The sequence below is a fragment of the Sphingomonas bacterium genome (assembly GCF_903644055.1).
In the GTDB taxonomy this organism is placed as follows: Bacteria; Pseudomonadota; Alphaproteobacteria; order Sphingomonadales; family Sphingomonadaceae; genus Sphingomonas_I.
The window spans coordinates 1-11,845 of record NZ_CAHJXD010000205.1; the positions used below are offsets into that span (position 1 = coordinate 1).

Consider the following 11,845-nt stretch of genomic DNA (forward strand, 5'->3'; position numbering starts at 1 on the left):
GCCTTGAGCCGGGGTCCCGCTTCTTCAGCGTCGGCAGGCAGCGGGACCCCGGCTCAAGGCCGGGGTGACGAGAGTTCAACGTCAGGCGAGCGTATCGGTCTTGCGGCCGTGGATGACGGACGAACTGTGAGAACCGATTCTCAAAGCTGAATGTCGATACCTTCTCGAGATAGTCGAACGACGCCCTACGGATACCAATTGTAGGTCATGATCCGTGTCGATGGGGCCTGCTGGGGCGCCGCGATGACCGCTCCCAGATCCTGCCAATAATCCGGGATGCCGTTCTGCCGGCGGCGCCACAGGGCGGCGAGCGCCTGGGTGTAGGTCACCAACTCGGCGCCGACGTTGGCGTCGGAAAATCCCGCTTTCCCCTGATCGGGATTGCCCTGGTTGTCGTCCTGCGCGACGTCCGAAAGGTCCCAAAGCCCGGCTGCGACGCGCCCCTCGTCGGTGGTCATGCTGCGAAGGTTGCACGACCAGCGCTCGATCGACCGGCCGGTGTCGCCGACAACCCAATGGTAGACGCCGGACGTGCCGCTTGCGTTCAGGCCGATGTAGGTCGCGAAGCCTTCCGACCATGCGAGCCCCGCGGTTGCCGGAGCGCAATAGCTGTGGCTGCCACCCGAATTCGGCGGGAACCAATGATTATAGGCCTGCCACATGATGGCATGGCCATATTCATGCCCGGCGACCTCGGGCGTGTTGGTCGTATAGTTGAAGTTGATGATATTGTTCAGGAAGAAGTCTCCGGGCGTCAGCCCCGGATAGCGCACCTCGACATATTCGGCGCCATGGCCGCCGAAGCCCGTCTGTATGGCCTGCGCGCGGCTCAGGCCCGACCACAGGCTGGCCGCGGCGGCCTGGTCGGTGATGGAGAAGTTCATCGTGTAGGTGCGGACGGTGATGTTATCGACCGTCGGCGACCGCCAGGCATAATAGAAAGGCACATAGCCGCCCTCGCCGTCTGGGATCAGTTGCAGCTCGGCGAGCTTGGGTTGCCGGGCGGAGACGTAGAGATAGACATCGACGCCGCCGCCGAACGCTCCGTCGTCGTTGGTGACGGTAATGGTGTAATTGCCGTCGGTATCGGTCGTGGTCGTTCCGAGGAGGTCGTCGGGGCTGATCGTGTCGCTGTCCCATATCTGCACCTGGACGCTGCGCATCGGTATATCGGTATTGCTGACCCGAGCGACGAGGCGGCCGCTGAGCGTAAGCTGGCTGCTGGTCAGGTGCTGCGCGGAGATCGCGGGCTTAGGCTCGCCGGAAACCGTTCCGCCGCCGACGAACTCCCCCGGTGCGCCGCTGATCTTCACGCCGGCGGTGTTGGGCGGAGTGGCCGCGACATCCCTTTGCGTATTGCGGGCCGGCTGAAGGCCGAAGCCGGGGCGGCGCGCCGCCACCTCGCGGCCATGGACGGCGAGATAGGCGCGCGGATCGAGCAGTTGCGGCGCGCCGCTGTCTTCGGGCACGCGCAGGAACCGCGCATCGGCGCTGCTCACGCCGCCGCCCGCCGGCTCGATGATCGCGGTGATCTCCGCGTCGCCGGCGCCGGTTATCGGCAGCGAAACCGTCTGCGTCGCCGCTCCCGGCAAGTCGATCGTGCGATCGGCGATCACGCCGGCCGTCACCGGCTGGCCCTCGCTCACGTTTGCGATCACGCGCAGGTGGTAGCGGCCGGGCTGGTTCGTCGCGAGGCGCAGTGCCAGCGAGACCTGGCGCGCGCCATTGCCAGTGATTGCGGGCTCGGGCGCGATCGAAACCGTGGCGGGCGGCGTCGGCTGCGTCGCCCAGGCCTGGGCGGCACCGAACAGCGCCGCCAGCGCCGCGAGCCGCGCTCCCATCCGCGTGACGGCGGAGCGGCTCATTGCCGTGCGGCCTGCGGCCGGTTGAACCACATGAACGTAATCAGGCAGTCGTTGTCGTCATTGTCGTTGGCGTCCTCGGAGAAGACGACGATCTGGTTCAGCGTGACCGCGCCCAGTTGCGCCTGCTGAACCAGCGAGCTGTTCTGATATCCCGATCCGCTGTTGTACTGGACCAGCACCGAAAAGGTGTAGATGCCGACGGTAGGGAAGCTGAGCGTCCAATAGCCGACGCGCTTGCCTTCGCCATTGCCGGTGGCGACCAAAGGCTGGCCGTTTGGCACCTGTATCGAGACCTGTTGCGTGAAGGCGGCGTAGGTGTCCGCCATGATGTAGAGCGTCGTGTTCGCTTGGGTGATCGGGACGTTGATGACGATGGGATTGGGCATGGCACCCTCCGCTGCTTTGATCCGACAAGGCACGCAAACTCAAACGCAGCGCACAGTGAACCGGGCCGGATTACGATCAAGAGGGAGTCTGCGCCGTTATGGCTCTATCGTTGCGTACGCCGACGCGGCCTCCCTCCCCGACTCGTCGCACCAGTGGCGATACCGGGCGAAGCTTTTAAAGCCGGCTTAATATCGACAGCCGCCGCACGCTTCCCTAACATGCCGTCATGACCGACGTCTGGCAGAACATCGTCACGGACTTCTCCAACCTCGGCTCCGCCTCCGCGCTCGCCGCCTTCCTTCAGGTCGTGATGATCGACGTGATGCTGGCGGGCGACAATGCGATCGTCGTCGGCGCGCTGGCGGCGGGGTTGAGCCCCGAGCAGCGCAAGCGCGTCATCCTGATCGGCATCATCGCGGCGCTGGTGCTGCGGATCATCTTCGCGCTTCTCGTCACGCAATTGTTGCAGATCGTCGGGCTGACCTTCGCGGGCGGGCTGCTGCTGCTGTGGGTGGCGTTCAAGATGTGGCGCGAGCTGCGCGGCGGCGATGCGGGGCACCAGCCCGGCGACCTCAAGCCCGCCAGGAGCTTCGCGGGCGCAGCCTGGGCGGTGGCGATCGCCGACGTCAGCATGAGCCTCGACAATGTGCTGGCGGTCGCGGGGGCCGCGCATGCGCATCCCGGCATCCTGATCATCGGGCTGCTGCTGTCGGTGGTGCTGATGGGCGTCGCCGCCAACGTGCTGGCGCGCGTGATCGAGCGCTACCGCTGGATCGCGTACATCGGGCTGGCGGTGATCCTGTTCGTCGCGGTGAAGATGATCCACGAGGGTATCGTCAATCCCGCGACGGGACTGGGGACGTTGTTCTAGAGGCTATCCCCCTCCAAGTTGAAGCGTCACCCCGGCCTTGAGCCGGGGTGACGGGAGTTCAACTCAGCAGGACGGACCCAGCGATCGATCTTGGGGGACCTACGGGCGCAATATCGTCGATCCGGTGGTTCTTCGCCCCTCCAGCGCGCGATGCGCCTCGGCGGCGTCGGCGAGCGGGAAGGCCTGACCGATTTCGACGTTGACGCTGCCGTCGGCGAGGCGCGCGAACAGGCGTTCGGCGGCGGCGGCGAGGCGTTCGCGCGTCTCGATATAGTCGAACAGCGACGGCCGGGTCAGGAACAGCGACCCGGCACGGCCGAGCTCGAGCGGGGCGAGCGGGGGCACCGCGCCCGAAGCGTTGCCGTAGCTGACGATCAGCCCGCGCCGTGCGGCGGCGGCGAGCGAGGCCGCCCAGCTCGCCTTGCCGACGCCATCGAGGACGAGATCGGCGCCGTGGCCGCCGGTGATCGCGCGAATCCGATCGGCGAGCTGATCGAACGGGCAATCGAGCGCATGATCCGCCCCCAGCGCCTTGGCGCGCGCGGCCTTTTCCGCACTGCCGGCATGGCCGATCACGGTGCAGCCGATCGCCTTCAGCCATTGCACGAGCAGCGAGCCGACGCCGCCGCTCGCCGCATGGACCAGCGCGACCTGGCCGGGCCTCGCCTCGCCGCATTCGCCGACGAGCATATCGGCGGTCATGCCCTTGAGCATCGCGGCGGCGGCGGTCTCGAACGAGACGTCGTCGGGCAGCGTGACGAGATGCCCGGCCGGCAGCGTTCGAACGGTCGCATAGGCGCCGAGCGGGCTGCCCGCATAAGCGACGCGATCGCCGACGCGCACCTCGGTGACGCCCTCGCCCACCGCCTCGACAATGCCCGCCGCCTCGGACCCGAGCCCGCTTGGCAATGCTATCGGATAGAGGCCCGAGCGCTGGTAAGTATCGATGAAGTTGAGGCCGATCGCCGCGTGGCGGACGCGCGCCTCGCCCGCGCCGGGAGCGAGCGTGCCGACCGCTTCCCGTTCGATTGTCTCGGGGCCGCCGGTCTCGCGGACGATCAGGCGATAGTCGCTCACCCGAGATGCTCGGCGAAGAAGGCGATCGTGCGCGCGTCGGCCTGGCGGGCGGCGGCATCGGCGCGGCGCGCGCCGAACGTGTCGGCGAAACCATGATCGACGCCCGCATATTCGTGGATCGCGACGTGGGGATTGGCATCCAGCGCCGCGTGGATCCTGGCGCGCGCGTCGGCGGCGATATACTGATCCTGCTCGGCGAAGTGGAGCATAAGCGGCCGAGCGATGCCGCGCGATTCATCGAGCGCGGCATCGATTCCCGCGCCATAATAGCCGACGCTGGCGTCGATGTCGGTCCGCGTCGCGGCGAGGAAGCTGACGCGGCCGCCCATGCAGAAGCCGACGATGCCGATCTTGCCGGCGCCGCCGAGCATTGCGCGAGCGGCGCGAAGCACCGCCTCGACATCCTCGACGCCCTTGTCCGGATCGAACCCTTTCCGCACCTCGAACGCATCGGCCATCTGCTCGGGCACGTCGGGATCGGCGTCGTAGCCGGGGGCGAAGCGCCAGAACATATCGGGCGCGAGCGCGAGATAGCCGAGCGCCGCCCAGTCATCGGCCTTGCGGCGGATGCCCGCATTGACCCCGAAAACCTCCTGGATGACGATGATCGCCGCCTTGGGCGTGCCCTCGGGCCGCGCGCAATAAGCGCCAAAGCGGCCCTCGCCCGCCAGCGCCTGAACCTCGATCGTCTCCGCCATGATTCGCCTCTCCGATGGATATGCCCCAAGCGGCGTATCGCGCGGCATGGACCCCCGCCAGCCATTCCTCTACCCTGCCGCGAGGATTCCATGAGGCGCGCGCCATGAACATCAGCATCAACGTCGATTGCTCGCCCGAGGAAGCGCGCCGCTTCATGGGGCTGCCCGATCTCACCCCGCTGCACGACATCTATCTCGACAGGTTCAAGGCGGCGATCACCGACGGCGTAACGCCCGAGGCGTTCGATACGATGCTGCGAAGCTGGATGCCGATGGGGGATGCCGGCATGAATATGTGGAAGAGACTCGTCGACCAGATGACCGGGACCAAGACTCCGGGGTGAGCGCGGACGCGGGCGAGACGATCTTCGCGCTGTCCTCGGGCGCGCTGCCCGCCGCGATCGCGATCCTCCGGGTCAGCGGACCTGCGGCGGGCGGCGTGTTGCGGGCGTTGGCCGGGCGGCTCCCCGAACCGAGGCGCGCGACGCTGGCGAGCCTCAGGGACCGCGACGGGGCGTTGCTAGATCGTGCGCTGCTGCTGTGGTTTCCCGGCCCGGGATCGGCGACGGGCGAGGACCTCGCCGAGCTGCACGTCCATGGCGGCAAGGCGGTGGTCCGCGCGGTGCTGGCCGCGATCGGGGGGGTGCGCGGATGCCGGATGGCCGAGCCGGGCGAGTTCACGCGGCGCGCCTTGCGCAACGGCCGGCTGGATTTCACGGGGGCGGAGGGGTTGGCCGATCTGCTCGCCGCCGAGACCGAACAGGCGCGGCGCGCGGCGCTGCTGATGGCCGAAGGCGGGCTCAGCCGGAGGATCCACGGCTGGCGGGAGCGGCTGCTGGCGCTGACCGCGGAGATCGAGGCGGCGCTGGAATTCGGCGAGGCGCTGGAAGAAGAAGAGCTGCTGCCCGAGGCGTTCGGCGCGGCGCTGAACGATCTGCGGGCCGATATCGCCGCCGCCGTGCAGGCGCCGCCCGCCGAGCGGCTGCGCGACGGCTTCCGGGTGGTGATCGCGGGACCACCGAATTCGGGAAAGTCGACGCTTATCAATGCGCTGGCCGAGCGCAATGTTGCGATCGCGACTCCCGTCGCGGGGACGACGCGGGACGCGCTGGAAGCGCCGGTGATGCTGGGCGGCACCGCATTGCTGCTCACCGATACCGCGGGGCTGCGGGAGAGCGACGACGCGGTCGAGGCGATCGGCATCGATCGCGCGCGCGCGGCGATCGCGGCGGCGGACCTGGTGATCTGGCTTGGCGCTGCCGAGGTCGCCGCGCAGGACTGGCTATCGGTGCATAGCCGTAACGATCTCGCCGAGCGCAGGATTACGCCGCCGGGCTATGCGCTCGGTATTTCGGCCATGACGGGCGAGGGGCTTGACGATCTTCGGGCCCGCATTCTGACCGCCGCCCGATCGGCGAGCACCACCGACGATCTCGCGCTCAACCAGCGTCAACGGCTGCTGCTGGCGGAGGCGGCGACTGCGCTGTCCGATGCTGCGACGCAACATGACCCGGTCCTGTGCGCCGAGCAGCTTCGCACCACTTGCGGATATTTCGATGCGGTGGCTGGGGGGACGGATGTGGAGGCAGTGCTGGACGGGCTGTTCGCGCGCTTCTGTCTGGGAAAATAGTTCCACGTGGAACATCGATGACCGAATTTGACGTGATCGTTATCGGCGGCGGGCATGCCGGATGCGAGGCCGCTGCTGCTGCGGCGCGGATGGGCGCGCGCACCGCGCTGGTGACTATGCGCAGGGACAAGCTCGGTACGCTCTCGTGCAATCCGTCGATCGGCGGCGTCGGCAAGGGGCATCTGGTTCGCGAGATCGATGTCTTCGACGGGTTGATGGCCAAGGCGGCGGACGCGGCGGGCATCCATTACCGCATGCTCAACCAGAGCAAGGGTCCTGCCGTCCGCGGGCCGCGCGTGCAGGCGGATCGGCGGCTCTATGCAGCCGCGATCCAGCGGACGCTTGCGGAAACCGAAGACCTCACCATCGTCGAAGGGTCGGCGGATCGGCTTGTGCTGCGCGGCGGAGCGGTGGCGGGGATCGCGCTGGATGACGGCGGGCAGATTTCCGCCAAGGCGGTGATCGTCGCAAGCGGTACGTTCCTCGGCGGACGCATGTTTTGCGGCGAGCAAAGCGAGGCCGGCGGCAGGATCGGTGAAGGTGCGGCGATCACTCTGGCGGCGCAGTTGCGCGAGCTCGGGTTGCGCGTCGCGCGTCTGAAGACGGGGACGCCGCCGCGCCTCGACGGAACGACGATCGATTGGGCGCGGCTCGACTATCAGCCGAGCGACGCGACGCCGTGGCGCTTTTCCTCGGCGCCATCCGTACGCTTGCCGCAGGTGGCGTGCGCGATCACACGGACCAACGCGCGGACGCATGACATCATCCGATCGGGGCTCGATCGCTCGCCGCTGTTTTCAGGCGCGATCGAGGGACGCGGCCCGCGCTATTGTCCGTCGATCGAGGACAAGATCCACCGCTTCGCCGATCGCGATTCGCACCAGATCTTCCTGGAGCCGGAGGGGCTGGACGACGCGACCGTCTATCCCAACGGCATTTCGACATCGCTGCCGATCGAGGTTCAGGAAGCGATGATCCGCACGATTGAGGGCCTCGAGCAGGCCAGGATCAGCCAGCCCGGCTATGCGGTGGAGTATGACCATGTCGATCCACGCGCGCTCGATGCGCAATTGGCGTTGCGGGACATTCCCGGCCTGTATCTCGCCGGGCAGATCAACGGCACGACGGGCTATGAGGAGGCGGCGGCGCAGGGGCTGGTCGTGGGGCTCTCGGCGGCCGCTGCTGCTCTGGGGAGGGCGCCGGTGCGCTTCGATCGCGCGAGCAGCTATATCGGCGTAATGATCGACGATCTGACGCTTCAGGGTGTCACCGAACCTTATCGGATGCTGACGGCACGGGCCGAGTTTCGGCTTCACCTGCGGGCGGATAACGCCGTTGCCAGGCTTGGCGGGGCGGCGATCGGGAGTAGCGTTCTCTCGTCTGAGGCACATCGGCGTATCGAGGCGCATCTTGCCGCCAAAGCCGTTGCAGGTGATTTGCTCGATAGGGGCGTGGCAGACGGTCCGCTTTCCGATGCGGGTGTAAGCCAGGCGGTAGCGGAAGAGGTTGCGGCCGACGCGCTATACGAGCCGTATCTGCGCAGGCAGCAGCTTGAGGTGATGCGGCGTGAGCGCGATGCGGCGGTGCCGTTGGGCGAGAGGATCGATTATTCGGGCGTTCCTGGGCTTTCCAACGAGATGATCGAGCGGCTGACGATCGCGAAGCCGGCCGACCTCGCTTCCGCCGCAAGAATTCGCGGGATTACGCCTGCCGCCTTGACAGCCATCTTCGTTGCGGCGCGCGCAGCTTGAGCGAGGAGGAAGCCGAGCGACTGGTCTGTCAGGATGTTCCACGTGAAACATGCGAGCGGCTAAAGGCATTCATTAACCTCTTGCGCGACGAGGCCGAAAAACAGAATTTGATCGCGCGATCGACGCTCGACCAAATCTGGCAGCGGCATATCCTCGACTCTTCGCAGCTCCTCGGCCCGACCAAAGATGCTGCCGGACCTTGGGTCGATATCGGCAGCGGGGCGGGACTGCCCGGACTGGTGATCGCGATCCTGCGCGACCAGCCTTGCCTACTGATCGAACCGCGCGCCAAGCGCGCAGCGTTTCTTTCGGAAGCCATCGAGCGACTCGGCCTCGCTTCGCGCGTGACGGTCATCGCCCAGACCGCAGCCTCGGCGCCGGCCGTCACCGCTGCGGTAATCAGCGCACGCGCGGTCGCACCGTTGCCCCGATTGTTCGCGATCGGCGCGCGCTTCGCCGACGCGGAGACGATCTGGGTGCTGCCCAAGGGACGATCGGCCGCCGAGGAACTGGCGAGCGCGCGGGCTTCGTGGCAGGGGGAGTTCCGGCTTGTCCCCAGCCTGACCGATTCGTGCGCCGCAATCGTCGTGGCGCGCGGCGTTCGCCCGAGGAAGACGAGATGATCAGGATCGCGATAGCCAATCAGAAAGGCGGCGTCGGCAAGACGACCAGCGCGATCAACCTGGCGACCGCGCTGGCCGCCACCGGCCATCGCGTGCTGCTGATCGATTTCGATCCGCAGGGCAATGCCTCGACCGGGCTCGGCGTCGATCGCGGCGCGCGGGCGAGATCGAGCTATGAGGTGATGACAGGCACGGTGGCGCTGGCCGATGCGGTGCGGCCGACCGCGGTGCCGAGGCTCGACCTGGTTCCGGCGACGCAGGATCTTTCGGGGATCGAGGTCGAACTGGTCGATGCCGAGGACCGCGTGCACCGGCTGCGCGATGCGATGGACGCCTTGCCGCCGCGCTGGGACGTCTGCCTGCTCGATTGCCCGCCGTCGCTGGGCCTGCTGACGATCAACGCGCTCGCGGCCTGCCGCTATGTGCTGGTGCCGCTGCAATGCGAATTCTTCGCGCTTGAGGGGCTGAGCCAGTTGCTGCACACGGTGGAGCGCGCGCGCGCCAACCTCAATCCGGCGCTGGCGATCATCGGCGTCGCGCTGACGATGTACGATCGCCGCAACCGGCTTTCCGAGCAGGTGGCGCAGGACGTGCGCGCGGTAATCGGCGAACTGGTGTTCGACACCGCGATCCCGCGCAACGTGCGGCTGTCCGAAGCGCCGAGCCATGGCTTGCCCGCGCTGATCTACGACCATCGCTGCCCGGGATCGGAGGCCTATATCGCTTTGGCGCGCGAACTGCTCGGGCGGCTGCCGCAGCTCGCGGTGGCGGCATGAGCGAGGCGAAGCGCGGGCTGGGACGCGGGCTCTCCTCGTTGCTGGGCGACGCGCGGCGCGAGGAGCCGATCGCCGGCGAGGGCCATGGCGAGGGGGTGCGGATGCTCGCGGTGGCGGCGATCTTTCCCAACCCCGACCAGCCGCGCCGCCATTTCGATGAGGCCGCGCTCGACGAGCTCGCCGCATCGGTCAAGGCGCGCGGGTTGATCCAGCCGATCGTCGTGCGCGGAGCGGGCAAGGGCTATGAGATCGTCGCCGGCGAGCGGCGCTGGCGGGCGGCGCAGCGCGCGCAGCTCCACCAGATTCCCGCGCTGGTGCGGACGCTCGACGACAGCGAGACGCTGGAGCTCGCGATCGTCGAGAATATCCAGCGGCAGGACCTCAACGCCATCGAGGAGGCCGAATCCTATCATCGGCTGATCAAGAGCTTCGGCCACAGCCAGGAGGCGCTGGGCAAGATGGTCGGCAAATCGCGCAGCCATGTCGCCAACCTGCTGCGGCTGCTCGACCTGCCGCAGGCGGTGCGCGCGATGATCGCCGACGGGCGGCTGAGCATGGGGCATGCGCGCGCGCTGATCGGGGTCGAGAATGGGGAGGCGATCGCCGAGGAGGTCGTGCGGCGCGGGCTTTCGGTGCGCGAGACCGAGGCGCTGGCGCGCGGCGCCAGGCCCAAGCGCGAGCGCAAGGGGCCGATGGAATATAAGGGCAGCAGCACCGATATCTGGGCGCTTGAGCGCCAGCTCGGCGATCTGCTCGGCCTCAAGGTCGCGATCGTCCATGGCCCCAATGGCGGCACGGTGACCCTGGGCTATTCGACGCTCGATCAGCTCGACATGATCTGCCAGCGGCTCAGTGGCGGGCCGATCTAAGCCGCGCGTCCGTTAACGCCCCCTTAGGCTTCGCGGGATAAGGCGAGGAGTGCGCGGAAGCAGCGTTCGGTTTCAGGTGGCGTATGCAGCGATGATCAATGTGCTGATCGTGGATGATTCGGTCACGATACGAGGGATGCTGACCTACGTTCTGCAAGGCGACCGCGATATCAAGGTGGCCGTCGCCGAGAATGTCGCCGAAGCCGAGGCTTTGCTGGACAGCGATCATTTCGACGTGATTACGCTGGATCAGGAGATGCCCGGGGTCTGTGGGCTCGCCTATCTCGAAATCCTGGTCAAGCGGCACGATATACCCGTGATCATGCTCTCGTCGGCGACGCGCAAGGGCGCCGACTTCCGGACGACGGCGCTGCTCGCCGGCGCGGTCGGCTGTTTCGATAAGGCCGATGCGGTGCGCTGCGCGCCCGAGCTGATCAAGCTCGTCAAGGCGGCGGCGCATCGACATGCGCGGATCGCGCCCGACGATCGGGCGGCGATGAGGGAGCGCCTCATCACGAGCTGAAAATCACGCTTGCATTGTTGGAACATTTAGGGTACGCACCCTCCGATCTGGGAGTGCGCGCGCATGGCAACGCGATTGGCGGACGGGACGGTTTGGACGGAGCGCGCGGGGCTTTTCGGCCGGCGCGGCGGCGCGATCCTGGGCGCGCTGGCGATCCTCGCGCTGGTGCTGCTGCTCGGCTTCGCGCTGGCGAGCTACCATTCTGTCGATCCGGCGATGAACACCGCGGCGGGCGGGCCGCCGGTCAACGTGCTCGGCGCGCCGGGCGCGTGGGCCGCCGATCTGCTGCTGACCCTGTTCGGGCTTCCCGTTGCGTTGCTGCTGCCGCCGCTGGTGGTGATCGCGCTCAGGCTGTGGCGCGGCGCCGAGGCGGGGCAGTGGAAGCGCGCGCTGCCGATTACCGTGCTGGCGATGGCGCTGCTGGATGTCGCGCTGGGGTTGATCCGCGGCGGGACGGTGGCGCCGCTGCCGGCGGGGCTCGGCGGCGCGATCGGGCTGGGTGGTGCCGGCGCGATCGATGCCGGGCTGGCGCGGATCGCTATGCCGGGCTGGCCCGAGGCGCCCAGGATCGCGGCGATGCTGCTGCTCGCGGTGACGGGGCTGGCCTGCGCCTTCTGGGCGATGGGGCTGAGCACGACCGAGCGGCAGGCGCTGTTCCGGCGGCGCGCGCGCGAAGCCGGGGGTTTCGGAATAGCGGGTGAGGCCCTGCCTGATACGCCGGTGCCGCCCAAAGCGGCGCGGCGGAGGATCGAGCCGCGCGCCGACGATGCACCCG

Annotated in this window: 13 protein-coding genes; 9 read left to right on the top strand and 4 right to left on the bottom strand. The window is 67.9% G+C overall.

Annotation, left to right across the window (positions count from 1 at the left end; genetic code table 11):
* Positions 1 to 185 precede the first annotated feature (185 nt).
* On the bottom strand, positions 186 to 1,865 hold the full coding sequence (locus HUU94_RS09080; protein WP_174274766.1) for a hypothetical protein: 1,680 nt from the start codon (positions 1,863 to 1,865) through the stop codon (positions 186 to 188).
* Positions 1,862 to 2,251: a fucose-binding lectin II gene (locus HUU94_RS09085; protein ID WP_174274767.1), complete on the bottom strand. Its 390-nt coding sequence runs from the start codon at positions 2,249 to 2,251 to the stop codon at positions 1,862 to 1,864. The genes HUU94_RS09080 and HUU94_RS09085 overlap by 4 nt, the downstream gene beginning before the upstream one ends.
* Positions 2,252 to 2,478: 227 nt before the next feature.
* Here HUU94_RS09085 and HUU94_RS09090 point away from each other — a divergent pair, with 227 nt between their 5' ends.
* Positions 2,479 to 3,123, top strand: coding sequence for a TerC family protein (locus HUU94_RS09090; RefSeq protein WP_174274768.1), 645 nt, complete (start codon positions 2,479 to 2,481; stop codon positions 3,121 to 3,123).
* A 99-nt stretch (positions 3,124 to 3,222) separates the two neighbouring features.
* On the opposite strand, the gene HUU94_RS09095 is transcribed toward HUU94_RS09090, so the two are convergent.
* Both HUU94_RS09095 and HUU94_RS09100 read right to left on the bottom strand, forming a co-directional pair.
* Complete coding sequence (locus tag HUU94_RS09095; protein WP_174274769.1) at positions 3,223 to 4,200, bottom strand: quinone oxidoreductase family protein; 978 nt, start codon at positions 4,198 to 4,200, stop codon at positions 3,223 to 3,225.
* Complete coding sequence (locus HUU94_RS09100; RefSeq protein ID WP_174274770.1) at positions 4,197 to 4,898, bottom strand: dienelactone hydrolase family protein; 702 nt, start codon at positions 4,896 to 4,898, stop codon at positions 4,197 to 4,199. The genes HUU94_RS09095 and HUU94_RS09100 overlap by 4 nt, the downstream gene beginning before the upstream one ends.
* 104 nt (positions 4,899 to 5,002) lie before the next feature.
* On the opposite strand from HUU94_RS09100, the gene HUU94_RS09105 reads away from it, so the two are divergent.
* From HUU94_RS09105 to HUU94_RS09140, 8 genes are all read left to right on the top strand, one after another.
* Positions 5,003 to 5,242 carry a DUF6489 family protein gene (locus tag HUU94_RS09105; RefSeq protein ID WP_174274771.1) on the top strand — a complete coding sequence of 80 codons (240 nt, stop codon included), beginning with the start codon at positions 5,003 to 5,005 and terminating at the stop codon, positions 5,240 to 5,242.
* A complete protein-coding gene (mnmE, locus tag HUU94_RS09110; RefSeq protein WP_254602095.1) occupies positions 5,239 to 6,528 on the top strand; it encodes a tRNA uridine-5-carboxymethylaminomethyl(34) synthesis GTPase MnmE in 1,290 nt (429 codons plus the stop codon). Before HUU94_RS09105 ends, mnmE begins: the two co-directional genes overlap by 4 nt.
* 17 nt (positions 6,529 to 6,545) lie before the next feature.
* The gene (mnmG, locus tag HUU94_RS09115) at positions 6,546 to 8,279 is read left to right on the top strand and encodes a tRNA uridine-5-carboxymethylaminomethyl(34) synthesis enzyme MnmG (protein WP_174274772.1); all 1,734 of its coding nucleotides are present in this window, start codon (positions 6,546 to 6,548) and stop codon (positions 8,277 to 8,279) included.
* Positions 8,276 to 8,902 carry a 16S rRNA (guanine(527)-N(7))-methyltransferase RsmG gene (rsmG, locus tag HUU94_RS09120; protein ID WP_174274773.1) on the top strand — a complete coding sequence of 209 codons (627 nt, stop codon included), beginning with the start codon at positions 8,276 to 8,278 and terminating at the stop codon, positions 8,900 to 8,902. Before mnmG ends, rsmG begins: the two co-directional genes overlap by 4 nt.
* The gene (locus HUU94_RS09125; RefSeq protein ID WP_174274774.1) at positions 8,899 to 9,678 is read left to right on the top strand and encodes a ParA family protein; all 780 of its coding nucleotides are present in this window, start codon (positions 8,899 to 8,901) and stop codon (positions 9,676 to 9,678) included. The genes rsmG and HUU94_RS09125 overlap by 4 nt, the downstream gene beginning before the upstream one ends.
* Entirely contained in the window at positions 9,675 to 10,547 is an 873-nt protein-coding gene (locus HUU94_RS09130) for a ParB/RepB/Spo0J family partition protein (RefSeq protein ID WP_174274775.1), read from the top strand. The genes HUU94_RS09125 and HUU94_RS09130 overlap by 4 nt, the downstream gene beginning before the upstream one ends.
* A gap of 91 nt (positions 10,548 to 10,638) precedes the next feature.
* The gene (locus HUU94_RS09135; protein WP_174274776.1) at positions 10,639 to 11,070 is read left to right on the top strand and encodes a response regulator; all 432 of its coding nucleotides are present in this window, start codon (positions 10,639 to 10,641) and stop codon (positions 11,068 to 11,070) included.
* Between the two features lie 63 nt (positions 11,071 to 11,133).
* Positions 11,134 to 11,845 (top strand): DNA translocase FtsK 4TM domain-containing protein (locus HUU94_RS09140; protein ID WP_174274777.1); only part of this gene is annotated, 712 nt, incomplete at its 3' end.

What these genes read in the sequence shown, in the direction of transcription:
- HUU94_RS09080 (WP_174274766.1), bottom strand. Translation starts at nt 1,865, where the DNA reads ATGAGCCGCTCCGCCGTCACGCGGATGGGAGCGCGGCTCGCGGCGCTG.
- HUU94_RS09085 (WP_174274767.1), bottom strand. Translation starts at nt 2,251, where the DNA reads ATGCCCAATCCCATCGTCATCAACGTCCCGATCACCCAAGCGAACACG.
- HUU94_RS09090 (WP_174274768.1), top strand. Translation starts at nt 2,479, where the DNA reads ATGACCGACGTCTGGCAGAACATCGTCACGGACTTCTCCAACCTCGGC.
- HUU94_RS09100 (WP_174274770.1), bottom strand. Translation starts at nt 4,898, where the DNA reads ATGGCGGAGACGATCGAGGTTCAGGCGCTGGCGGGCGAGGGCCGCTTT.
- HUU94_RS09105 (WP_174274771.1), top strand. Translation starts at nt 5,003, where the DNA reads ATGAACATCAGCATCAACGTCGATTGCTCGCCCGAGGAAGCGCGCCGC.
- mnmG (WP_174274772.1), top strand. Translation starts at nt 6,546, where the DNA reads ATGACCGAATTTGACGTGATCGTTATCGGCGGCGGGCATGCCGGATGC.
- HUU94_RS09125 (WP_174274774.1), top strand. Translation starts at nt 8,899, where the DNA reads ATGATCAGGATCGCGATAGCCAATCAGAAAGGCGGCGTCGGCAAGACG.
- HUU94_RS09130 (WP_174274775.1), top strand. Translation starts at nt 9,675, where the DNA reads ATGAGCGAGGCGAAGCGCGGGCTGGGACGCGGGCTCTCCTCGTTGCTG.
- HUU94_RS09135 (WP_174274776.1), top strand. Translation starts at nt 10,639, where the DNA reads ATGATCAATGTGCTGATCGTGGATGATTCGGTCACGATACGAGGGATG.